This is a genomic window from Pedobacter frigiditerrae, from assembly GCF_004331645.1.
Classification (GTDB): Bacteria; Bacteroidota; Bacteroidia; order Sphingobacteriales; family Sphingobacteriaceae; genus Pedobacter; species Pedobacter frigiditerrae.
On record NZ_SJSK01000005.1, the window covers coordinates 139323 to 165899 of the forward strand.

The 26577-nt window shown below is 40.4% G+C and carries 14 protein-coding genes; all 14 read right to left on the reverse strand.

Features of this window, described 5'->3' with window-relative positions; all coding sequences use genetic code 11:
* Positions 1-134 precede the first annotated feature (134 nt).
* The gene (locus tag EZ428_RS18310) at positions 135-2549 is read right to left on the reverse strand and encodes a glycoside hydrolase family 3 N-terminal domain-containing protein (RefSeq protein WP_131554653.1); all 2415 of its coding nucleotides are present in this window, start codon (positions 2547-2549) and stop codon (positions 135-137) included.
* A gap of 284 nt (positions 2550-2833) precedes the next feature.
* Positions 2834-6022, reverse strand: coding sequence for a family 78 glycoside hydrolase catalytic domain (locus EZ428_RS18315; RefSeq protein WP_131554654.1), 3189 nt, complete (start codon positions 6020-6022; stop codon positions 2834-2836).
* A 21-nt stretch (positions 6023-6043) separates the two neighbouring features.
* Complete coding sequence (locus EZ428_RS18320; RefSeq protein ID WP_131554655.1) at positions 6044-6949, reverse strand: alpha/beta hydrolase; 906 nt, start codon at positions 6947-6949, stop codon at positions 6044-6046.
* Between the two features lie 10 nt (positions 6950-6959).
* Positions 6960-8870: an alpha-L-fucosidase gene (locus tag EZ428_RS18325; RefSeq protein ID WP_131554656.1), complete on the reverse strand. Its 1911-nt coding sequence runs from the start codon at positions 8868-8870 to the stop codon at positions 6960-6962.
* 178 nt (positions 8871-9048) lie between these two features.
* A complete protein-coding gene (locus EZ428_RS18330) occupies positions 9049-11562 on the reverse strand; it encodes a carbohydrate-binding protein (protein ID WP_131554657.1) in 2514 nt (837 codons plus the stop codon).
* Between the two features lie 199 nt (positions 11563-11761).
* Entirely contained in the window at positions 11762-12709 is a 948-nt protein-coding gene (locus EZ428_RS18335) for a heparin lyase I family protein (protein WP_131554658.1), read from the reverse strand.
* A gap of 27 nt (positions 12710-12736) precedes the next feature.
* Positions 12737-13696, reverse strand: a complete 960-nt coding sequence (locus EZ428_RS18340) for a heparin lyase I family protein (protein WP_131554659.1) — start codon at positions 13694-13696, stop codon at positions 12737-12739.
* A gap of 403 nt (positions 13697-14099) precedes the next feature.
* Positions 14100-15956 (reverse strand): glycoside hydrolase family 2 protein, encoded by a 1857-nt coding sequence (locus tag EZ428_RS18345; protein WP_131554660.1) that lies wholly within the window; start codon positions 15954-15956, stop codon positions 14100-14102.
* 3 nt (positions 15957-15959) lie between these two features.
* Positions 15960-16772 (reverse strand): alpha/beta hydrolase, encoded by an 813-nt coding sequence (locus tag EZ428_RS18350; protein ID WP_131554661.1) that lies wholly within the window; start codon positions 16770-16772, stop codon positions 15960-15962.
* Positions 16772-19372 (reverse strand): glycoside hydrolase family 3 C-terminal domain-containing protein, encoded by a 2601-nt coding sequence (locus EZ428_RS18355; protein ID WP_131554662.1) that lies wholly within the window; start codon positions 19370-19372, stop codon positions 16772-16774. The genes EZ428_RS18350 and EZ428_RS18355 overlap by 1 nt, the downstream gene beginning before the upstream one ends.
* A gap of 294 nt (positions 19373-19666) precedes the next feature.
* Positions 19667-21241 (reverse strand): glycoside hydrolase family 43 protein, encoded by a 1575-nt coding sequence (locus EZ428_RS18360; RefSeq protein WP_131554663.1) that lies wholly within the window; start codon positions 21239-21241, stop codon positions 19667-19669.
* Between the two features lie 79 nt (positions 21242-21320).
* Entirely contained in the window at positions 21321-22481 is a 1161-nt protein-coding gene (locus EZ428_RS18365; RefSeq protein ID WP_225871092.1) for a glycoside hydrolase family 88 protein, read from the reverse strand.
* Between the two features lie 23 nt (positions 22482-22504).
* Entirely contained in the window at positions 22505-24286 is a 1782-nt protein-coding gene (locus EZ428_RS18370; RefSeq protein WP_131554665.1) for an alpha-L-fucosidase, read from the reverse strand.
* Positions 24283-26574, reverse strand: a complete 2292-nt coding sequence (locus tag EZ428_RS18375; RefSeq protein WP_131554666.1) for a GH92 family glycosyl hydrolase — start codon at positions 26572-26574, stop codon at positions 24283-24285. Before EZ428_RS18375 ends, EZ428_RS18370 begins: the two co-directional genes overlap by 4 nt.
* Positions 26575-26577 lie beyond the last annotated feature (3 nt).

Consider the following 26577-nt stretch of genomic DNA (forward strand, 5'->3'; position numbering starts at 1 on the left):
ATAACGTCGATAAAATTATTTTCTTTCTAGCTTGACATCTTCGCAAACTGATCAGATTAACGAGCAAAAACCACTCTTAGAGCCTCAACATACATTTAGAATATCCTTACCGACATAAATTAAACCCGTCTTTCTTATTCCACCACAAAACTTTTTTTCAGTTTGATATCTATTGATGAAGCGCCAATTCGCACTTCAAATTCGCCTGGTTCAACGGTCCAATTCATATTTTTATCTAGAAGTTCAAGATCCTGTGGCTTAATGACAAATTCAATGGTTTTTGATTCACCGGCATTTAAACTTACTCTCGCAAACCCCCTTAACTGGCTGTCATAGCTAATCACACTGCTTACCTTATCCTTGATATATAGCTGTACAACTTCATCTCCTTTTCTGCTTCCTGTGTTCTTAACGGTTACTGAAACCTTGATTTCTGCCTGTGATTTGATTTTTTCAGCACTTAACTGAAGATTGCTATAGTCAAAAGTGGTATAACTTAAACCATGTCCGAATGGATAAAGCGGCCCAACTACAGCTGTATTTCCATATCCATTGGGTCCGTCTCCAGGCTGACCAGCTTGTGATGCAGGTTTAAAGGGAAAGTTCATTTCTATCTGCCCCATAGACTTTGGAAAGGTAATGGGCAATTTCCCCCCAGGATTGTACTCTCCAAATAAAGTTTCGGCAATGGCTTGTGCGCCTTTTTGACCAGGGAACCAGGTTTCCAAAATGGCTGGAACATATCTATTTGCCCAATTAATGGTTAAAGGTTGTCCGTTTATCAGCACCAATATCACTGGTTTACCCGTGGCATACAAGGCTTGCAGTAATTGTTGCTGGCGACCAGGGAGGTCTAATCCAGTTCTTGACTTACTTTCTCCCGTACGTTCTTCATCTTCCCCTAAAACAGCAATGATTACATCGTTTTGCTTCGCCTGTTCTACCGCTGCATCAATGTCAATTTTTTCTTTAGCGGTTAAAGCAGTTCCAATAATCTCGCTTTCTGGCCAGGTGGCATCCACCATTTCACAGCCCTTGGTAAAACTTACCTTTACTGATGACCCCAAATAATCTTTGATCCCATCTAAGACAGTTGTGATTTTTAAATCAGTTGGGCCATACCTGCTTACTGCAAAATCGGTTTCCGTAGCCAATGGACCCGTTACCAAAATATTCTTGATCTTATGCTTATCCAGCGGCAATGTATTATTATCATTCTTTAGCAACACCAAGGATTGTCTCTGAATATCCATGGCAAAATCACCATGTTTATCTGCACCAACAACTTTATCTGCAAGGTTAATGTCCTTAACATAGGGCTGGTCAAATAGGCCCAGCTGAAATTTAACTCTCAAAACGTCCGCTACACGGTCATCCAGGGTCTTCATGGAGATACTTCCTTCCTTGACCAGTTCACGCAAGGGCAAAATATAATCTGAAGGTGGGGTAAAATGTGTCCTTACGTTTAAACCAGCTTCCACTACCTGTCTAACAGCCTCCTTGTACGAACCTGCCACCGCATGTTTGGTATAAACATATTCCACGGCTTCGCTATCAGAAACCACATAACCTGTAAAACCATATTTCTCCCTTAATAATTCAGTTAGAAAATAATGACTTGCCGTTACGGGAACTCCGTCGTAATCATTATAACTGCTCATTACGCCCATTGGGTGTGCTTCCTGAATGACCCTTTTAAATGGATACAAATGCATCTGGTGCATTTCCCTCGGGGCAACATGCGGGTCTGTTCTGGCCTGTCCGTCCCTTCCACCCTTAGGCACCCCGTAAACCGCGAAATGTTTGATGGTTGCAGCCACTCCTTCCTTTTGAATCCCTATTACCATTTGTTTCCCTAATTCGGCAATTAAAAAAGGATCTTCTGCATAACATTCCAATACCCTTCCCCACCTTGGATCTCTGGGAACATCTAATATCGGTGCATAAATATTGGTATATCCCAAAGCTTTTCCTTCCAGGCCTACAATATGACCTGCCTGTAAGACCAGGTCTTTATTCCAGGTGCTGCCTATTCCAATAGGCGCCGGCAAAGGCGTAGCCTTGGTATGGTTAAGTCCGTGTATGCCTTCATTGGTAAAGTCCACGGGAATGCCCATCCTGGTTTCTTCTATGAACCATTTCTGTGTTTGATTAATCGCATCTGCGTGGTTTCGGTGCGGATAAGTTAGGTAATTACTATAAAATGTGTTGCCCCTGATGATTCCATTGTTCAGCTCATCAATATTGGCTATACCGTCTTTCCATATTTCATTTTTCCAGCTTGCAACTGGTAAAGAGTCTTTTAACACCCTTCGATAGCCGTATAAGGTAGCTAGCTGATTGGTTTTTTCTTCCAGGGTCATCAATGACAGCAAATTTTTTATGCGATCATCAATATGGGCTTTGGGATCTTCAAAAACATCCATTTGGTTGTTTTTGTTAAAATCAATCCATCCTTTCTTATAAATCCTTGATTTGTTTTGAGCAAACGCAAATTGGCTAAATAATAAGAAAAATGTAAAGGCAATTATTTTGAATTTTTCAAGCATGGCAGTGTAAAGGATTTTTTAAAAATAAGTTTATCTCAATTAGTAATCAAAAATATATAACTAAACCGATTTAGTGTAAATAAATATCCCTTTTAGAATATTTAAAAATCTTAAAGGTTATTAATAAGCGAAGGCGGAACCATCTTGCGTTAGATTAAAAATCATCCAAATCAAAAGTTTGGTTCATTAACGTCCAATTCTCCCCGGAATATGCAAATGGCAGCGGCCGTTGAAAATTCCACATCAGTCTTTCCATGTTAAATAATGTTTTTTCATTTTAGTCATTATAAATTCTCCACCTCGAATTCGTAAATACCCGAACCCATTTCAATATTAACTCGGTTGTCCTCTTTTTTAAAATCTACAATTCCCGAAAGTTCTCTTAATTTTTTCCCATCAAAGTTGATTTGGTCTGGAGTACTTACGGGAATAATGATTGTCGCAAATGCGTTTGCAGGAATCTCTACTTTCAAGTGTAATTTACCTGCTTCTTTCCTCCATTCTGACCTAATCAATCCATAAACAGAACGATAGCTCGCCTTAACCCATTCTAATCCATCCTGAGGTTCTGGTTTGATAAAGAAATGTTTAAACCCAGCACTTTTAGGATCGTGTTTGATCCCAGCAAGATCTCTATAAAACCAGGCGTCAACATCGCCAAACATGATATGGTTTTGCGAACCTAAACTCGGTTTCCCTTCCCTTCCCCATCCGCCAGGCAAGGCAGTAGCTCCTTGTTTAACAAGGTAACCCCAACCCGGATTTTTTGTATTATTGACTAACCTAAAGGCGAGGTCCGTATTGTGATAATCTGATAAAGTGCGCAGTAAGTGCTTGGTACCCAAAATCCCGGCATCAATATGTCCTGCACTGTCAATGTTATTTGACAGCGTTTTCAGCACCTCCTTTTTCATGTCATCAGGGACTAGGTCAAAATATAAAGAAGTGGATAATGCGGTTTGGCTACCATTGTCATAGGTGGCCTTGGACCTATCTAAGAAAGTGATGTTATAATTTTTTTTGACATCATCTGCCAGAGACTGATATTTCAACATATCAGCATTGTTTCCCAAAATTTTTGCCGCGTTGGCCATAATTTGTGCATCTAGGAACAGATATGCATTGGCGGTTAGCTTCTTACTGGTTTGTGTATCATAAAATGCCCAGTCACCATAGGTGAAACCACCGGTCAAGCCATTTTTACGCTTTAATGCCAGGTTGTCCACATATAATTTCAATTTGTCATAGTGTTTAGCCAACACTTTCACATCCCCATAATACTGATAAAGGTACCATGCTATTAGGTGATACGCACTGTTCCATTCGGGATCCCAGTGTAAACCCCAATTTGCACTCGGAATAATGACCGGTAATTCACCATCAGGCATCATTGCATCGTAATTATCGTCTAAAAATTTCTCGTAAAAAGTGAGGGTATTAAAATTCATGATCCCCATTTCAGCAGCCAGATGTGCATCTCCCGTCCAGCCATTCTTTTCCCTCTGAGGACAATCTGTCGGGATATTTTGGGCATTGCTTAAATAAGCCTGGATTATAATTTTATGAATATCATTAATTAGCGTATTAGAAGTTTCTAATTTTCCATCCTGCTCAAACAACGTATGTGAAAATTTACCTGTAAAATTCTCCAATGATGGTTTAAAAGGCAAACCAGTAACTTCAATATACCTGAAACCATGATAGGTAAATTGCTGCTCCCAGGTTTCTTTGCCCTGACCCTTGAAAACATAAACATCAGTCTGGAAATATTGTTCGGGATGGGTTGGGGCCATGAAGGACATGATATTCCCCCTTTCAATGGTTCCATCAGGCTTTAAAAGCTCGGCATGTTTCATGGTCATTTTAGTGCCCTTTGGCGCACTCATGCTAATTTGCACATGACCAGAAAAGTTTTCGCCCATATCCACAATATATACCCCAGGTTTTGGCTCTGTTACCGCAACTGGTTTAATGATTTTGGAAACAGCAACTGGCGGGCTTTGCATAGCCATCATTACACCTCCGGGATCTGGCATTAACGTAACTTTTTTCCAAGCATTTTCTTTAAAGCCTGCTTTGCTCCAGTCACCTAATTCTTTATTGGCATCGTAAACGGTTCCTGAGTAAATACCGTCAGCCAAGATTGGACCTGTCGTTGCGTTCCATGAACCATCAGAGACAATGGTTTGCGATCGACCATCCGTGTATTCTATGAATAGTTGCAGTTTTAACCTTGGCCTGCCACGCCACGGTGCCCGCTCCAAATTCCATACGGCCAGATCATGGGTATCATACCAGCCAGTTCCCAATATGACCCCAAGCGCATTTTGCCCAGGAATGACTAGATTGGTGACATCATAAGTGGTGTATAGAATGCGTTTATCAAAACGGGTAAATCCCGCATCTCTCAACCTTTCGCCGCCTGCCTTCTTGCCGTTTAACTGTATTTCTGCCCAACCTGGCGCAGCAAAATAAACTCTTGCTCTTTTAACAGTTAATTTTTGGGCAACAAAATTTTTTCTTAAGTACGGTGCCGGTTCTGACTGCAGAGGTGCATAGTCCAACATCCTAGACCAAGGCTTTTGTCCGAAATCGGCAATTTTAACAGCCTGATTTTCTTTTGTTTCGGGAGCAGCAATCAACCAGCTTTGATCTGATTTAATAAGTAAGGTATCTCCGTCCTGATAAATAACTTTAAGTCTGCCAATGAATCCACCCTGCTTTTCTCCCTTTTTCGCGAAAATCTCGATAGTATTTTTTACTTTCAGGAATTTGATAACATCAACTTTCTTTAGCTCCTCAAATTTCCCTTTTCCACCCGCTCCATAAACTAGTTCCCCATTAATGAAGACATCCGCAAACTGGTCTGCTGTAAATAAAAAATAAGCCGACTTAATTTTTTTTGAGCTGTTAATGGTAAATTCCTTTTTAAGGCTTATTTTTGAAGATTTCAGATCTTTAGGGGCCCAAATCCAATCGCTACCGATAAGTTGATTATCAAAATCATCAAATGAGTTGTTGTGCCTGCCGATCCATTGAGCTTGCCATTCCGATTCCTTTAAAATACCCATTTCCCAATATGCAGGTTTGCTCCAAACTGCATTTTTTAATGCAGCATCCCAAACTTTCACCTTCCAGTAATACACATTTCTGGACTTTAAAGGCTTTCCCATATAGCTCACCTGGTTGGAAGCTGCTGATCTGACTTCCCCGCTATCCCAAATGTCTCCAATATTTTTATCAAGATTCTGTTTTGAGGATGCCACTAAAATCTGATAAGCTCCTTGACTCCAATTTTTTTCTTTAGTTACCGTGATCCAACTTAATCGTGGATTTACTGCATCAATCCCTATTGGATCGATGGTGCTTTCACATCTTAGATTTTCAATACTGGAGGAATTGATCTGAGCAGAAGTGCTCCAACTTCCCAATAAGCAGAATATCAACAACAAATATGTTTTATGAAATGGCATAGTAATTATTTTAGTAGTGGACTATTTATTATTTAAAACCTTATTCAAAAAAGCAGCTATTTCAGGTATTTTTTGTCTGGCGATGATATCATATCGGGCATGGCCCTTACCTTCCATGATATGGAGTTCTGAAAGCTGATCACCATTTTGAACCATTGCTTTTTGGAGAGCGTGGGCATAGGCAACATTGATAAGTTCATCTTTATCGCCATGAAAAGTAATTACCGGTGGAGCGTTTTTTGCAACTAAAGTCGCGTTTTCTAAACCACCCCATAAATTGACCACCGCTGCTATGGGCAGTATTTCCTGATCAGAAATGTAGGCAGTGTAAAGTGCCGTCATCCCTCCTGCAGACCCGCCTGAAATCACTACTTTTCTGGTATCAAAACGATAAGTCTTAGCTTGCTTTTTAATCCATGACAAAGCCAGTTGTGCATCCTCTGAGGCGGTAATTACGGCATGATCTAGGGCAGGGTGAAATTTTCCATCAACAGGTAAGCCTGCTGCCATATTTGAAGACGCACCTGACCCTTTTATGTTCTTACCCTTTAATGACAATCGGTAATTTATTGAAATAATAGCAAAACCTTGTTCAGCGATATTGGTACAAATATCCTTGGTGCCTGATTTATCTCCATTGACAAAGCCTCCGCCATGGATAAACAAGATGACCGGGAGTTTAGCACCTGAAACCTTATCGGGAATATAAAGATCTAGTGTACGGTCTGATGAGGTGTCCTTTTCAAGAGTTTCTGGCTGCGACCCGTACCTTAAATTTTGATAGACCTTTATACCACGCTTGATCCCATGATTTCCTTCGACCGGTTTTATTACTTGTGCCCAACAATTTAAGAAGCTAAACAGCAGCACCATGCCTAAGGTTGACATACACATCCCTTTGATCATCATTTTACCTTTATACATCATTATCCATCAATTAATCAATTGGTTTTAAAGTGATGTTTAAGGGCTGCAAGAACTGCTTTCCTGCGAAACTGTCTCCTTCCAGTTTGATCAGGTGTTTTCCTGCAGGAAGTTGTATGGTACCAACCTGTAAAGTCATTTCTACCCGTTGCTTTGAGGTAGTAGGTTGGTAGGCTACGGGGAACTTTTGATTAGCTATGATAACAAATACTTTTCCTGACTCGTTTTCACTGGCGGTATTGTAACTTAAAGTGATATTAAATTTTGCCGGCTCGTTCAATCTGGTCTTCCATTGAAGTGATTGACCTTTGCTTTTCCAGTTTTTCACGAATTGCTGGTGTAGCTTACCCCCTCCGTATGAAAATCCCTGGCCTATTGTATCTGCATCAAAAACCTGCAATGTATTGGTGCCATTTTTTGCCGACAATAGGATCTGTTTATCAATTTGTGGCTGGATTTTGGCCTTTAAAACAATAACACTATAGGAAGTATCTGGTGCTTTTTTAGGAACGGTGATTATTAGATCCTGGTTATTCAACTGCGTTGTTTGCAACGGTTTCTGAGCTTTATCGCTAAGCAAATAAGCTTTTTCAATTGCTCCTCTGTAACCGCCCAAGGCTAATTTACCGTCTTTTGGCCACTGTTTGACCAATAAATAATAGGTGTTTCCCTTCTTGGTAGTTTCTCCCCATATTTGAGTTGCCAATGGACTGGCTTTTGTACCATAAATAGCTTCGCCGTTAATTTTCATCCAATCGCCAACTCCTTTTAAAATTGTTTTATCACGCTCGTCTATCGCACCATTACCCATAGGGCCTATATTCATTAAGATATTTCCACCTTTGCTGGCTGCACCTGCTAACAAACCAATGAAATGAGATGCAGGTTTCATTCGCATATCAAATTTGCTGTAACCATAGGACTCATTGGTGGTTGGAAGACCTTCCCAGCTTTGGTTTTGAGGACGGAAAAATGCCGGTTTATCCGTGGTGTTAAAATAATCGCCAAAATTCATTTCACCAAAGGTTACCAAACGCCCATTTACAACCACATCAGGCGCAACCTGTCTTAAATTTTCTAAAATTCTTAAATTTTCTGAGATTGGCAAATGCTGATTGGTATCAAACCAAAAAATATCAGGGTTGTATTTTGCCAATTCCTTTAATTGAGGAATCGCTTTCTCATCGACATATTTAGCCAGACGTGAAATATATTGCGGATAATTGTTCCAATCAGTAGTGCCCTTTGTCAAGGCCTGAACATATTTCCCTGACACATCCCAGTCCCTGCCAGAAGCATCTATATGCTCCCAGTCATTGGCATGGGAATAGTAAAACCCAAACTTGATCCCATGTTTTTTTGCTGCATCCCTTAACTCTCTCATAGGGTCTCGCTTGAATGGCGTTAAACGGATATCATAAGGATAGGCGTCAGATGGCCACATGGCAAAACCATCATGGTGTTTGGCCGTAATGATCATGTATTTCATACCTGCATCCTTGGCTGCTTTCATCCACTCATCCGCGTTAAACTTTAAAGGATTGAATTTATCAATTAATTCTTTTCGATAAACATCTTGAGGGATTTTTTTAGTTCTAAGGATTTGTTCCGCATATCCGCCAACTGGCTTACCTTCCCATTCACCTCCAGCAAGAGAATAGACACCCCAATGCACAAACATCCCGAAACGGGCATCATCATACCATCGCATGCGTTCTTTGCTATTAGCCATGGATTTTCTCCACCAGCTACCTTTTTCAAGTACTTTATTGACGGCATCTTTATCACTTTGCAGTTTTAATGCTTTGGTCGGGTCATCAAATTCTTCATACTCGTTGGTAGTTGCAGACTTAACCTGCGCAAACATTGTTTGAACGTTTAGCAACAGAGCTGTCACTAAAAATAATCCGGAAAAATTTTTCATTAAATATTTGGTTATTGATTAATAAATCGGTTTAGCAAATATAACAGTTTATTAATACCATCAGGTATAGATTCAAAATATATGATAAAACACCGCAGCAAATTCAAAGATTAGGGGCGGTGTTGTTTAAAAACTAAAGTTTTATTAAAGATTGATTTCTAATTCATCGTAGAAAACTCTAATTCTTAATTATCTTTTTATGGGTGGTTTCCTTGTCACCTAATATTTTAACAGTATAAATACCAGGAGTTAAATTAGAAAGGTTTAATGTACTATTATTGCTTACCTTAAAACTTTGCATTAATTGGCCCATTGCATTGTAAATGTTTAAAGTTGCCTTGTCATTAAAAGCATTACTTAACTTAACATTTAGGATATCTGAAACCGGGTTTGGAAATAAGCTAACAATGTCATCAGCTAAACCGGGTTCTAGATTAACTCTAGTAATCGTATTTGCCGTTAACCCTGACGAGGTTGTAGCATCCCAGTTAAATTTTTCCCAGCTACCAACCGTGGGAACATCACACCTCATGGCGGTGCTTCCATTTTCTGAACTCACATGATAATTTCCGTTCTTTAAAGAAATCCACCCATCACCTTCTTCAAACCACTTGAATTTACATTCAGCATCTATCGTGGTTTTATTAGCCTTCATTGAATAAGTGCCATTTCCAGACGAAACATACTTATTGTTATAAGCCTTTAATGCAATCAATCCACTACCAGCATCTACCACAAGGAATTTTTGCCAATTGCCCACACTGGTACTATTAGCCCATAAAGCGTCGTTAGGGTCATTATCGTCTGCCTGAACATATTTTCCTGAAGAAGCTTTTAGCCAAACAGTTTTGCCTATGGGATTCTCTGCAATGGTAATGTTATTTAGGTTAAACCCACTTGCTGCCACCGCTACTTTTAAGATATACGCTCCTGCAGTTAAAGACACATTAGTGATTTTTTTATCAGCCCATACCTGATTACCACCTGTGGAAGCCAAGCTCACATTTCCAGTCTTATCAACGCCATCAAATTCAAGTCTAATTTTACTGGTACTTACGCTTGCGGCATACCTAATGGTAATTTCATAGTTTTTTGTTTCCGGCACGTGAATGGTGTAGGTCAGCCATTCTCCGGTAACTGTCCAACCCACATTATAGCCCCCATCAGTGCATGTCTGTACGTCAACATCTTCTGAGGTCCTATAACTGCTACCAGAGTTGCCAGTAGTAGAATCATGGTAAGTAAGGCCTTCTCCGGCTAAGGGCGAATAATCAAAATCTTCAGCTTCGATTGTCCCTGGAAGTTTGTGAATTTCAAATTTAGTAAGTGCCGAGTTACAGGGCTCACCCACAAAATCTGCTTCACGATGATAAGTTAAACCTCCCCAGCCCGGCTGGTCTGTCGCATTCCCTGATTTTTCATAACTACTGATTTTCTTTTTAGCACTATCTATTGTAATATTGGTGTAAGTATAGGCTGAGGAAGCTAGTTTTGCGCGCACTTTGTAATGAGCAGCCACCATTTCATAAACAGGACGTTTTTCATAGCTTGCCCTACCATCGGGACTCACGGCCTTTAAATAATTTAAGCCTTGCCTATCCCACAGGGCTGTAAAGGGAGGATTCCAGTTTAATGTTACCAAGTTATAACGGGTGGTATATTCAAAGCCAGCAAGAAGAAGGTTATTTGATTCTCCGTATAAATTGTCTCCCTGATTATACGCCATCTCTGCCACTGTGGCTAATGCCCCCAATCCTAGTTGTGCATGGTCCTGATCCCTTGCTGATTCTACACATTGACCTCTGGCAGTACCGGAAGACCTGATATAGTTGACTAGTGGACCGTTCATTAAGTAATTTTCTGGTATAGGATAGGTGGAAGGTATGGTGCGATTATACCTGTCCATATAAGGGGTGCTTTCGTAAAGATCAGTTCTTGTTGGAGGCCCGCCAGGTAATGGATCAGAAAGTGGAGCTTGATTTTTGAAATATCTTAGCGCTCTGGCATATAAAGCACTGTCGTCCGTATAAATGGCTATGGCCATCATGGTGTTTTGGGCAATTATTTCTTGATTTCCCCAAGTTAGCGGTGCAAAATAATTAACTGAGGCCTTGAAAGATTTATCCGAACCACTCTGATACAACAGCATTGTTTTAAAGTCTGCCTGATCTGAGGATGACCAACCGCCATAAGTATGCTTGATTATTTCTGCAGCATTTACTAGAAGATAACCATATAGACCCGCCGCTAAAGGGGTTGCACTGCCCGTAAATTTTTTCAGGTTCTTCCATGCCTTAAATATTTCTATGGCTTTCTCGGCATGTCTGGAATCCTTTGTGAAAAACCACATGAGTGCATTTGAATATGCTGCCCTGCAATCGCTTTCCATTTCGTAACGGTTAATGGAGGGACTGGGTTCTCTCTTAATTTCAATCATGGTGTTATCACCACGCACCACATAGCCATAACTGGATTTTCCATCCGCTGCTAAGGCTAAATAAGAATCATAATAAGGTTGCTTTTGGGCGTCGACCATATATTTCATGCGCTCCAAGTCAGACAACTTGTGCAAGATACCCGGATGAACAAATGGCTGGGCATATGAAAATGTACCAAGGCACATGAAAAATAATAAAAGAGGTAGATGTAAATGATATTCAGTAATCGTTTTATGGTAGAATTTACTGTTCATATATACTGGGTTTAACTGGTTAAAGAAATACGGGCGAGAAGGGAATAAAAATGTAATGCCGAGTAAAAAGCAACATTACATTTTTAAAATCATAATAATATTGGATTAAGTGATGTCTTAGGCAGATAACACTTTCTTATATTAATGCTATCGCTTAAGGTAATGCCCAGATGCACTGATGAAACTTATATATAGGCAGTTACTGGGTTGGGTCAACTTTATCAAAACCATTATTTGTAGCTGCATCATCAACCCATTGGCTCATGTTATCGAAGTAAACAACTTCTGTATCATTAGAACCTACATGGTCGCAACAATCGTATGCATAAATACCATACTTTAAAGTAATAAATGATGTTAAGTTATCACTGCTCCAGGTACCGTAGCCCAAATTTATGTTCGATCTGCTTACTTGTGGCGTTGACCTATCGTAAACGGCCTGGCCATGCCATACCACCACTTTTCCATGGTTGGTATTTGAAGCTCTCCATTGAACCACTACTGGCTTCCATACGCCTTTAGTAATATTGGTAGCAACAACATGGGTGTAAGTTTCCACTCCGCAGCTCTTACGGCATGTTAGTGTTAGTGTACCGTTGCTCCATGTTAAATGCCAAACCCATGAGCGAGCACATCCTCCGGAAGAACCTTCATTAAACCCTTGTGCAATGATAGTGCTTCGGTCTGATGGGAAATCGGTAGGAATCATGTAAGCAAAACCCATCCAGCCATCTTTTTTGAAGTTTAAATCGCTTCGAACCTCCACACCTTTTCTAAATCGGTCGGCACTACAATCTTTCGAGCCTGCGTCCCAAACACCTTGAGTCCAATAAAACTTTTGTACGTAATCTCCACCGTTATTATACTTGATAGAGGGAATCATCGTATGGATGTACGATGGAGAATAGATACTTTCCTGAAGATTGAATGGTTCCGCAGAGTTATCCTCGAATCCTGTTTCCTGATGTGAGGATGTGTTTAAATAAGTTGCATTTGCAGCCAAAACCATATCTGGCGCTAGTTTTGTTACTTGCTGACCTTCAGCATTTACCTGATTTTCAGTATCTTTGTGACAGGAATAAGTTCCCAATACACCAGCAATTGCCAGACTCAACACTAAGATTTTTGTTAAGATCGATTTTTTCATTTTATTTGCTTTAATTAATTTAATGATTTAATAATTAGGTTGGTAGGGATTTACTTTCCGCCATGCGTCAGAAGGATTTCCGACCAACACACTTGGCATGTCCCAATACAGTACACGGGTTTCTCCGTTCGTATAATTAGCGTGATCATGACAATACATGCCGAATTTGATAGGTGTACCGTTTTGCAGCGAATCCCCATTCCAGCAATCCTGTCCGATATTGATTCCGCTTATGGTGAATGTTGGATTTGACTGGTTTAACGTTGCATCACCATGCCACACTTCTATCATACCGGTTCCATTTCTGGAATATCTTACATGTATCACCAAGGATTTCCAAAGATTAACCTGTGCATTGGCAATAAATTGTTTGGTAGAACCGCCAGCACCATACCTCCAGGTGAGATAAAGCTTACCATCTGATTCAATACCTAAATGCCAAGTCCAAGTATTTAAGGCAGTACATCCTGCGTTTACATTGTTGATTCCTTGCAAAATGATCGTGTTTTTATTGATAGGGAAATTGGTTCCTCCAGTAGGTAGATAATATGCCCCGCCAAACCACCCATCTTCTTTGATAAAATTGGCATCCTGCGTAAGTTCTGCACCTTTGGTATTGCGAGTTGGTTCGCCCCCGCTCAAAAGCACATTGTTCTCACTCCAGATAAACTTGGCGCTCCAAGTACCATCTTTGGCGCCCGCTCCAGATTGTATGCGCTGGACCTCATTACCATTGGTAGTGTTTCTTGGCCAAAACGGGTACAGCACATTGTTTACCCTATTGGGATCTGAATTTGGGTTAGGGTCATTTACCGCAGTCTCAAAACTTGTTTCCTTTTCATTTGAATTGGTAAGTAATGAGTTAATTTCCAGGGATGGCCCTGAGGCCTTATCATACACTAGTGGTTCAGTTTTATAGCATGCAGCCAAAAACATGGGCATAGAAATGACCATAGCAAAGATTTTGCTTTTTAAATTCTTATTCATAATGAAATGTTTTTGCGCTAAAAAAAAGTTTTAGCTATTAAAGATTGTTTAATGATATCTTGGTTTTTCTACTTCTTCAGGAAGGTGACTTTTTAAAATGATTCCTACCATTGAAAAACAATATCAAAACCAATCTTTGCCAAGAAGAATAAAAGGGATTTACATTGCTTATTTGCAGAAGACTATAGTCGTCAATAAATACGCTCTGTCTCTTCAGTGTTAAAGTGATTGTCATGACTGGTAATATTTGGTATAACAAGTATAAATAACCTAAACCGATTTAGCAAATTTATTTTCAATTACTTGTTAATCAGAAATAGCGGTTTCTCATTAACAATGAGTATGTTATGCGAAACGAAATTACAGGATGTTAAAGTTTATTGCAAAGATGGTGTAGTAACCTTCAATCCAAGTTATGATTGAACGATTTACCCTTATCCCATAATTGATGATGGATTGCCCTTAATTTTGAAGGTTGCATTTTTAATACTTTTCTATCATAGGTCATTAAACCATTTACTTCAATTTCCACATCAGTAGTCTGGGTATATACAGCCGCAGAAAGACCTTTCTCAATCAGACTCTTTAACTGTTCGATGAACAAGGAATAATTTTTAAGCATCTCATCTGCATTGGTAAATGTTTTATATCCCCAATTTTTACCTTGCTGCCAGGTATGGCCGTCCAAGGGCAGGCCCAGGCCACCAAACTCACCCAGAACCAATGCTCTTTTAGATCCATAAATTTCAGGATCGGGCATGGCAGGTTCTGGATAGTTGTGAAGGTCTATCATATCTCCATCCAATGTAAAGTTCCCTCCGCTGGCACTATTTACCAGTCTTGACGGATCTTTTTGCTTCGTCCAGTTGGTAATTTCCTTAGTATTGAACTGACCCCATGCCTCATTAAAAGGTGTCCATACGTTGATGCAGGGAAAATTATACAAAGCATCGATTATTGCGTTCCATTCAGTTTTAAAACCCTTTTCAGATGCAGGAGAACGGTCTTTAAAAGTTGCTTTCCCGATTATACCCGGACGGCTTTCCCATTTATTGCCATTATCTCCACTGGGCATATCCTGCCAAACCAATAAGCCTATGCTATCGCAGTAATGATACCACCTGGCCGGCTCCACCTTGACATGTTTTCTGATCATGTTAAAGCCCATTTCCTTTGTTTTTTCGATATCGAATTTTAAAGCCTGATCTGTTGGTGCAGTATATAAACCATCTGGCCACCAACCCTGGTCTAAGGGACCGTACTGAAAAACAAATTTGTTGTTGAGCTGCATCCGCAATATCCCATCGAGACCTTTTTTCAGGGATGATTTTCGCATGGCAAAATAACTGGTTACTTCATCTATAACCTTATGGTTTCTGATAAGCCTAACTTTTAGGTGATATAAGAATGGATGATCTGTAGACCATAATTTTGGATTATTGATTTGCAGATCTGCTTCTATGCCAGCAGACACAATTTGTTTTGCTATTTCTGTTTTTCCATCTAATGCTATAACTTCAACTTTGTCATGTGGTAAGGCATTTTTAACGATGGTTTTAATTTTGACAAATTCCTGATCAATATCTGGTATATGCCGGGTAGCAGCAATATAAGAGGAGTCAACTGCTTCTATCCATACAGTTTGCCAAATACCCGTAACGGGTGTGTACCAAATTCCCTTCGGGTTTTTCACCTGTTTACCCCTGGCTTGATAGCCTTCATCTGTTGGGTCAAAAACACTTAAGACAATTTCCTGTTGACCTTTTTTTAGATATGGAGTGATATTGAAAACAAAGGGATCATAACCACCTTCATGCTCTCCTGCTTTTTCATCATTGATGTATAGTCTTGTCTGCCAGTCCACCGCACCAAAATGAAGCAGGATATTTTTCCCCTGCATGTTTTCAGGAATGGTAAAGGATGTTTTATACCATAACAAACTATCTGTTCCTACAGTTTTGCCCACTCCAGACAATGCAGATTCTATGGCAAATGGCACCAGTATTCTACCTTGAAACTTTTTAGGCTGATCATCATTTTTAGCATTGATGCTGTACTCCCAGAGTCCGTTCAGGTTTAACCAAGTGGGCCTTACCATTTGCGGCCGCGGATATTCCGGCAAAGTATGATCAGGATCTATATCCTTTGCCCAAGGCGTTTGAATTTTACCTTCGACAGGTTTCCAGCGGTTTTGTTGGGCCTGGCATAGTAGTGTAGCAAAAGTGAAAAAAGTGAAAAATATAGATCTGATGTTTTCCATAAATTAATTTTTGGTCATAATTTGTTTGCTGAAAAAATCAAAATGTGTTTTAACATTGTTTTTCCAGTAAGTAGCGGTATGTCCACCTGATTGGGAGGTATAGGTAGCAGGAATTTTTAGTTCTAGGCATTTTTCATACAACGCATCATTTGCAGAATGAAATTTATCTTCCGTTCCACAATCGAAAATGATCGGCTTTTTTAATGCAGCGTTATTTTCAATTTTTTTTAGAACTGAATATCGGTGCCATAGTGAGTCTGCCTGTTGCAGATCTGCGCCAAGCAGAGCTGTTATTTTATAGTTTTTGGAGTTTCCTACACTTAGATCCACCACCCCGCTGGTACTCCCCGCACTTTTAAATAATTCTGGGCGTGCTAAAAACAAGGACAGGGCTCCATGGCCTCCCATACTTAAACCACTAATAAAAATATCTTGGGCCTTGACTGCGTACCGCTTTTTAATGGAAGGATATAGTTCATCAAAAAAGAAAGATACATATTGCTTGTTCTTTTGTACCGGACTATTCAGATACCAGCTATCCAACAATCCATCTGGACAAACTATGATAAATCCATAATCATTGGCATATTGCTGACAATCTATGATTTTGTTCCATGACTTATAGTTTCCACTAAAGCCATGTAAAAGGTAAACTAAAGGATATTCTTTTGCCCTATCGTAAGACGACGGTTTAAAAACCCAGACAGAATCTGGCAATGGGAGGTTTTTACTTTCCATTACCAGTAAATCCTGAGCTTTCAATAAACCGGACATGAATAACAGGCAAGCAACAATTGATACCCTTCTCAACTTCATCAATTTTTAGTCGTTAATTCAAGCTTTTGTGATAAAACCTGTGTTGTTCTTGAAGTTGTTCCCTTTACGTTTGGTTGTTGCCCGCCAACAGCTATTTCAAAAGAACCGCGTTCGGTAACTCTTACAACATCTTTAGTCAAGTGCGAAAAGCTTTTTGGGGTTAGCACAAAACTTACCTTTTGTTTTTCACCAGCCTTTAGATGAACACGACGGAATTGTTGCAAGCTATGGATAGGTAATACCAACGATGGTGTAAAATCCTTTATGTACACCTGCACCACTTCGTCACCGGCAACTTTTCCGGTATTTTGCACCTCTATGGTTACGGTCACCTCTGCTCCCACTTTAGCAGTTTTTGGAATGGAAAGATTAGAATAGGTAAAATTGCTATAACTCAATCCGTAACCAAAGGGATAAAGTGTTTCCCCTTCGAAATAACGATAGGTACGGCCTTTCATATTATAATCCGTGATATCTGGCAGGTCCTTATCAGATTTATAGACCGTAACCGGCATTCGACCTGCCGGATTATAATCGCCAAATAACACATCGGCAACTGCCGTTCCACCTTCTTCGCCAGGATACCATGCCTGTAGGATGGCAGGCAGATTTGCATTCTCCCAATTTACCGTTAGGGCGCTGCCACTCATCAGCACTAATACAATCGGCTTACCTGCCGAATGGAGCTTTTTTAATGTCTCTGTTTGTAATTCTGGCAGAAGGATGCTTTTGCGGTCATTGGTGCCGCCTTCTCCTTCCATTTGCGGGGAGATCCCTCCGGCGAACACTACCACGTCGTTCTTTCTCGCAGCTTCAACCAGTTCGTTCATTAAGCTGGGATTAACCCTTGCCCATTGAAAATGCAGCTCCGCAAAATCAACATTCTCAGTCACAAAATACTCCAGTTTAAAGTTGTGCAGTCCTTTTTTAAGGCTGATTTTTTTCTTTGTACCACCTTTTGGCCAATGGTCAATAATTAGTACGTCATCTAAAAACAGCCTGAATCCCGTTTCCCCAAGTATTCCCAAATTATAATCACCTTCACTTTCCACAAATAACTGACCGGTAAAACGGGCAGAGAAATTATCGTTAGTGATGTTATCTGCAGGTCCGTTGGTGGTGTAGTTGAAATCAATGTCCTTTTCAGTCTTAATTGCCTTAGGGGTACCCTTTAGAACTTGATTCTGAAAATACTCAGCTTTAATACCTCCCTTGAATGCACTGGCAGGAATGGTATTGAAAGAAATCACGTTGCTTGTATAATCACAGCCTGGCAAATACGTAATGTTTGCTCTTGGCATTTTCTTCTTGATCCCATCCAATACGTTCACCATTGAGGAAGGAATTCCATTATAATTACCAAGTAAAACTTCATAGGCATTGGCATTGGGTCCAACTACTAATATATTTTTTGTGTTTTTGCTTAAGGGCAATGTGTGATCGTTATTTTTAAGCAATACCATACTTTGGCGGGCAGATTCAAGTGCCAGCTTACGATGTTCTGGCAAATCATAAGCATTGGCAGGTATTTTATTGTAAGGCACCAGGTCTGTTGGATCGAACATACCCAGTTTTATACGGGCTGTAAATAACCGCTTTACGCTGATGTCGATTTCCTTTTCGGTAATTAGCCCTTTTTCGACCGCAGTAGTCAAACTTTTGTACGTGTTGCCACAATTGAGATCGCAACCTCCCTTGACAGCTAATGCCGAAGCCTCCTCTGCTGTGGCCACAAGTTTGTGTGTTTTATATATATCTGCAACACCGTCACAATCTGACACGACATAGCCTTTGAAACCCCATTTATCCCTTAAGACATCCTGTAATAAAAAAGGACTTGCAGTAGCCGCCTCGCCCATATATCTATTATAGGCAGACATGACCGACCATGCCTTGCCTTCTTTAATACAAGCTTCAAATGCCGGAGCATAGGTATCCCAAAAATCGCGGGCACTGGTTTGGGCATCAAAGACATGGCGCAACGCCTCCGGGCCACTATGTACGGCATAATGCTTAGGTGTAGCAACTGTTTTGAGATAGGTAGGATTATCGCCCTGTAATCCTTTTACAAATGCAACACCAAACCTGCCGGTCAAATATGGATCTTCTCCATAAGTTTCCTGCCCGCGTCCCCAACGTGGATCACGGAAAATATTGATATTTGGCGACCAAATGGTCAAGCCTTTATAGCGTTGACCATATTCTTTGTTTTGCAGCGCTTCATTATACTTTGCCCTGAATTCACTAGAAATGATGTCCGCTACCCGCTGGTGTAGACCGTCATTCCAGGTTGCACTTAGGCCTATCGCCTGGGGAAAAACAGTTGCAATACCCGAACGGCAAATACCATGTAAACCCTCACTCCACCAGTTATAGGGTAAGATCCCCAGGCTATCAATGCCTGGGGCACCATTACACATCTGTGCTATCTTTTGCTCCAAGGTTAAGTGTGATACCAAATCATTGACCCGCTCTTCCACTGATAGATTGGGGTTCTGGAAATTATATTTATAATTCGGCTTATTTTGCGCATAGGTGTTTAATGAAATTAAACTTGCCAGTATTGAGCCGCAACAAAGTAATTTTATTTTAAAAATCATGATTTTGTTTCTGATGTTTTGGAACGTATGGGTAAGGAAATTAATATTTGTACATCTAATTAATAAGGTTTTGATAAATCGGTTTAGCTAATATATATTATTTTTTCTTTATACAAAATCCATATAAATACATTACAGTATATCCAGTTAATAAACTGGCAAGCCGAATACTGCTTTTATTAGTGACAAAGACTACTTAACACTTGTTAAAATTAATGAAAGGATAAAAAGTATAGTTCATAATTGATAAACCAGGAAAATTTTAAAAAAAACCATGATTGTACATCTTTCCCCCTACTTATCCTCCACCTCAAAAAAATCAAAATCAGCAAACCCCATTTTTACCGGTGCCAAATTAGGATTTACACAGGCAATTCCTATTTTTGCGCCTACCCAACGGCCTTTCGTGATTTTTAAACGCTGAGGAATTTCTGTAAAGTCTTTTCCGTTTAAACTGTAACTGTAGGAACAAGTTTGATCCGCATAGATATGGCCCTTTAACCAAACCTGGTTTTGCTTAATAGCTACACCAAAAAGTTCTTTAGGCACAAAGCCGTCGGCTTTAAAGCCACTTTCAACTAAAGATAAGCGTAACTGACTTTTAATCTGGCGCAGGCATAAAAAGGTATAATACTGGCCAAAAACGGTGATTCCAGCCATTTCACTTTCATCTGAAGGATTAAAAAACAATTTTGTAGTAAAAGTTTGTTCTGGTGCAGAAACCTTTTGCAAAAGCAGATTGCCTGCATACCATAAATTACCCAACTCTGTAGGTGAATTAGCAGCAAATAAACGTATAGAACCAGGTTTTGCTGATAATGAATACCAGGATGGATTGGAATTAGCCTGCCACTGCCATTGCAAACCTAGTTTGGCTGAGTTAAAATCATCAGAAGTTTGAGGCTTAGTTACGGGGTATGTTTTACCAACATTGGGCTTTTTAAACGTTTTTACCGGACTTCCGCAACCATCGCCATCGTCATCCATACCGATTACAGGCCAATCGTTCGTCAGCCACTTGCCTGGTTGCAGGTGAGCGATCCTGCCAAATGCGTCCCGATCCTGAAAGTGAATAAACCACCATTCTCCGGTCTGGGTATCTACAAAACCGCCTTGATGTGGGCCGTTAATATCTGTATCACCCTGATCTAAAACCTTCTTACTTTCGTAAGGGCCATAAATATTTTTTGACCTTAAAACGGTTTGCCAGCCCGTTGACACTCCTCCAGCGGGAGCAAAAATATAGTAGTAGCCGTTCCGTTTCATCAGTTTTAAGCCTTCTAATGTTGGGTTTTCTACTTTGTTCTGATATACAATTACACCATTATCCAACAGCTTTGTACCTTCTGTACTCATTTTATGAATTACCGCCAGGCCACCTGCCAGTTTGGAATGAGCTAAATAAGCGTTTCCGTCTTCATCCCAAAACGGACAAGGATCTTCCCATTGCGCAATGTCTGCAACATGAAATAATTCCCAGGGCCTTGCGGGGTCGGCAGTGCGAGCCATAAATAAGCCTTCATCCGGAGAGCATACATACACATAAAACATCCCTTTATGATACCTGATAGACGGAGCCCACGCACCTTTTCCATGCTTTGGTTTATTATACCACGAGAAAGGAAGTTTTTGATACACATGGTTAATGATCTTCCAGTTTACCAAATCTTTGGAATGTAAAATAGGAATACCCGGAAATGCCGTAAAACTGGATGCAACCATATAATAATCGTCCTTTACACGGATCACATCCGGATCCGAATAATCGGCGAATAAAATTGGGTTTGTATACATGCCGTTTTCATCCTGAGCTTTCGATATGGTTAAAAGTAGAACAAAAATTAATGTAAGGAATAATTTTATTTTCATTCGAAAATAGATATGAGAAATAAACATAACTATAGAGCTGATTTATTTAACAAAAACCAAGAGTTATTTAATGTTTCAATCATTTCTGCTTCAACCTCCACAAGGCTTCCAGTAAATAGTAATCTGCATAAATGATAGGCACATCAATTTCCGAATTCTTTGGATGATGTCCAGTGCTATGGTCCAACAGGAAATAAGGATATTCACTTCTATGGTAAAGGTATTTTTGAGAAGTAAGAGACCTTAACAGTTCTTTTGCCTTAGAAAGATAATACCCTTTCTCGCCAGTGTATTTATTCATTTCTATGAAAGCAGAAGCTGCAATTGCCGCTGCAGAAGCGTCCCTGGGAACATCAGGAATACCTGGCGCATTAAAATCCCAGTAAGGAATATGATCTGCGATTTTATCTGTCTGGCTTAAAAAATAGCTGGATGCCAATACTGCTTGATCTAAATATTTTTTTTGCCTGGTTTCCCTGTACATCACGGTGTAACCATAGATAGCCCAGGCCTGTCCACGAGCCCAGCAACTTCCATCAGCATAGCCCTGGTGCGTTTTTTTTGCCAGCAATTTCCCCGTCTGAGCATCAAAATCCAAAACATGATAGGTAGTATTGTCTGCCCTAAAACGATATTTCATGTCCGTATCTGCATGTTGCACGGCAATTTTATAGTAGGAGGAATCACCAGTTGCCTTGGTTGCCCAAAACAGGTATTCCAGGTTCATCATGTTATCTATGATAACTGGATAATTCCATGGCTTGCTGTCCCAAGATTTGATGGCACCAACCTTGGGATCAAATCTGGAAGCCAGGGATTTTGCACCTTTAATTAAAGCTTCTTTCTGACGTAGGTTTTGGGTGAGCTCATATTCCAATCCGATGGAATTGAACATCATGAAACCCAAATCATGGGTACCTTTGTTGTCCTTTTCCTTTTCGATACCGGCCGTCCATTTTGAAGCCGCATCTTTCCACCTTTCATCCCTGGTCAGTCGGTATAGGTACCATAAGTTACCCGGGAAAAACCCACTTGTCCAGTCACTGGAAGATGTGGCCTTTAACTTCCCGTTATCGATACTTCGTAGGTATTTAGTAGGATCAGGGTAATCCCTCATGTAAGCCTGATAATTCCTTGCTGCTAATTTCACAGCATCTTCACCGCTGGGAATATTCCTTTGTGAAGAACAAGACATGACTAAAAACCCTGCTAAAAGGGCAATGCTATTGATAAATTTCATATTCATTTTTACTGATACCTACTTTATTTTGTGATATTAATTTCCCTGAAGGTAAATCCACGACCCTCCTGCAAAATATTTACCGGCTCTAATTTGAGCTTGTAAATGCCGGGTTTATCAAATGTGATCTTACCGGCCTTGGTAATGATATTTTTCCAGTAAAGCGTTCGTGGATTAAACGTTTTGGCATCTGGGGAAATGGTAATGTCTTTTACCACGTCATTATAAATTAGTTTTACCTGATGCCCACCGGTCCAATCTGTTTTTTCATGTGCTCCTGTTTCTGTACTTACAATTTCCAGATCATAAGTACCAGGAGTCTTAACCATAAACTCCCATTCCAGTTTGATCTCTGCATCTTTCCAGTTTTGAGCTCCACCACCGTTGTTATTGATTGCAATTGTAGCAGGATGGCCATTTTTAGTGCTTTTTGCCTTACCTCCAAAAAGATTGATTTTCCCAGAATGATCCTCAATGATTTGTTTTTCAACAATCGCTTCTCCCTCAATTTCCATGACCAACACAGACAGTACCTTATCCGGAGCTTCTTTGGGCAGCTTGATCTTTAGGACATGATGGTTTGTCGGAGCATCGTATTGCGCTTCGAACTGAACCGGTTTCTTGCTTTTATCCGCCAGCAAGTACATTTTTTTGACCTTGGTCTTTAGACCTTCAAGGTAAAAATCTTCCGAAGGCCAGTTAAATATACCTGCATATAATTTACCTGGCTTTTGGGTAATGTTCCCCCAGGGGAATTCCACGTAGTAGGGACTGGCCTTGCTTTCATAAATAGCTTCTGCGTTAATTTTCATCCACTCACCTACCTGTTTCAGTATTTTTACAGATGCTTCGGGAATCACTCCGTCCGCGGTTGGTCCAACATTCAATAGGTAATTGCCTCCCTTACTGGCAATATCAAATAATAAACGGGTTACGCCATCTGCCGATTTCCAGGTGGCATCATATTTTTTAAATCCCCAGGTATTGTTCAAGGTTGCTGGCACTTCCCAATCCCCTGCTACCGTTGTGGGAGGCACTGTGTTGTCACTGGTTGACTGATAATCAGGCTCAACCCCTCCGCCCAAACGACCGCTGATGATACATTTCGGCTGTAACTTACGAACCAGTGCCTTTAAATCGTCAGCCTGTTCCTTGGTGATACTTAGTGGGGTATCAAACCAAATCATGCCTACTTCTCCATAGTTGCTCAATAATTCCGTCAGCTGAGGTTTTACCTTATCATCAATGTATTGCTGATGATTTCTATCATTTTCCTTAGGAAAGTTATCCCAATTATTCCCCCATCCATTGGGCTCTGCCCAATCTTGTGCCTGGGAATAATAGAAACAGACCTTTATGTCTTGCAGATGGCATTCATCGGCTAAAGCCTTGATAATATCCCTTCTGTAAGGCGTGGCATCTACCACATTGTAATTGTTGACCTTAGACTTGAACAAGGCAAAACCATCATGGTGTTTGGTGGTAATGGTGATATACTTCATTCCTGCATCTTTTGCCGTTTTTACAAATGCCTTAACATCAAATTTAGTGGGATTGAATTGCTTGGCTAAAGAACTGTATTCTGTATATGGGATTTTATAGGTATGCATGATCCACTCCCCAATTTTTTTCTCGTCATATTGCCCTTTCCACTCGCCCGCGGGAATAGCATATAAACCCCAATGAATAAACATGCCAAAACGGGCCTCACGCCACCATTGCATACGCTCATCCTGCGAAATTTGGCTCCATACTGAGCCTTTGGTCAGCAGGATTAATAAAATTATTGTAAATAGCTTTTTCATTTTTTAGCCTTATTTGATATGCCCGAGGGCTGATTGTTATCCTTAGCCCCCCATTTTTCATTAGGAGTCTTTCCTAACTTGATTTCTAATGTTCCACCGTTCATGATATCCTGGTGAGAAAGGTAATTTTTCCTATAGGATTTCCCATTCAGTTTTACAGAAGTGATGTAAGGCATCTCCAAAGGATCTGCCGAAGCTTGAACCGTAAATGTTTTACCATTCTGCAGATTGATATTGATGCTTTGAAATAAGGGAGTGCTAAGCAAGTATTCATTGGCCACCGGATTTACCGGGTAAAAACCCATTGCTGCAAAAAGATACCAGGCACTCATCTGACCGGCATCATCATTGCCGCTTAGGCCACCTATCCCATCATCGTATTCTTCACTTAGAATTTTTCTTACTTCCCTTTGTGTTTTCCATGGTGAATCAGTGAAATTATAGAGAAAGGGAATCTGATGGCCAGGCTCATTTCCATGCCAGTATTCTCCTTTTATGAAGAGACTGTCCAAAGCTTTCTCAAAGGTTTTTTTACCGCCCATCGTAGAAGCCAAGCCTGAAACATCGTGTGGTACATAAAACATGTACTGCCTTGGTGTTCCTTCCGTGATAAAAGGCAGTTTAACATCAGCTTTAAAATCAGTTGCCCAACTTCCATCAGCATATCTGCCATTTACAGAGCCAATTTCTTTCTGGAATACGTTTTTATAATTCGAAGACCTTTTTAGCAGTAGGTTCATGTCCTCCGTTTTGCCCATATCCCTTGCGACAATAGCCAGGGCATAATCGTTAAAGGCATACTCTAGCGTCCTTGACACCTGTTCCCTTTTATGAAAAGCATCCGGCACACTATCTTCTAAAGGGATATAATCATATTTTAGATAAGAATCCAAGGCCCTTCTGCCTTTACCATCCCGATAGGTTTCCTTGTCAGGTATTTCAAAGGCATTTTTTCGCATGAGTTGATAAGCTTTCTGAGTATCAAATCCCCGTATTCCCTTGGTATAGGCAGAAGCGATAAATGCCGTCCCATGATCGCCGATCATGGCATTGGTATAGCTGTTCCAACAGGGGAAAATGGGTAGCCAGCCACCCTGTTCCCCCTTTAGAACCATGGAGTTTACGAACGCTCCAATTTTTTGGGGCTGTAATATTTCCAAAAGGGGTAATTGTGCCCGATAAATGTCCCACATCGAAAAATCATCATAATATTCTGTTCCCTTTAAAACAGCGTTTTCATACTGGTGGGCAAATTTCGGATAGGTCCCATCAACATCTGTAAATAGCCTTGGGTGCTGCAAGCTGTGGTAAAAGGCAGTGTAAAAAATATTCTTCTGCTTTTCTAGATCTGTTTTGACCTGGATCTGGTTCAAGGCTTTATTCCATGCCGCTGCTGATCTTTTTCTTACTTCATCAAAATTCCAACCTGTGATTTCAGTCGCCAGGTTTTTACGGGCATTGGCAATGCTGGTAAACGATGTACCGACCCTGGCTCGTAAGATTTCGCCTTTTTCCATCTCAAATTTTAAATAAGCACCCAGGTCCTTTTGATTGATGAGGCTATCCAGGCCATATTGCTGATTGCCGCTAAAGGTGCCCGATTTAGAAAAGGGCCTATCAAACTGGATCACGAAATACCCACTGAAACCAGCCGGTTGACCCAGTCCCTGATAAATCCTATAGGCAGGATTGTAACCGGAGACCTCTCCTTTCTTACGGTCAATCTTGATAAAGCCCTTATCTTTATCACTATTAGGCGTCATTAACAAATAAAAATCATCTGTCTTACCGGCTGTAAATTTGAGCATGGCACTTCTCTCCAAACCCGTCACTTCGGCAGTGATAAGGTAATCCCTTAATAGGACTTTATAATAATCAGGCGAAGCAACTTCATCTTCATGAGCATAAGACGAGGCATAATCAACCGCAGAAGTTTTCAATTGTCCGCTGATGGGCATTACGGTAAAACTGCCATAATCCTGAGTGCAGGACCCACTCAACCAATGTGTTGCCCTAAGCCCACTGATCTTAGGGTCTTTGTAGTAATAAGGTGCAATGCATTTTTTTTCAGTCAAACGGGTCTGAGGAGTCCATTGGGTCATCCCAAAAGGCACGCCAACCGCCGGGATGACATTAGCCAGTGCTTCTGTTCCTTCACCATGTTTTATCGCAGATTTAGTGGTGCTGTTAGCAGTACCAGTTAGCGGGTTAACATATTTTAAAACATCATCCTGGGCTAATGCACCAAAATGAAAAAAAAGAAATATCAAAAAACTGTATCTCAACATAGA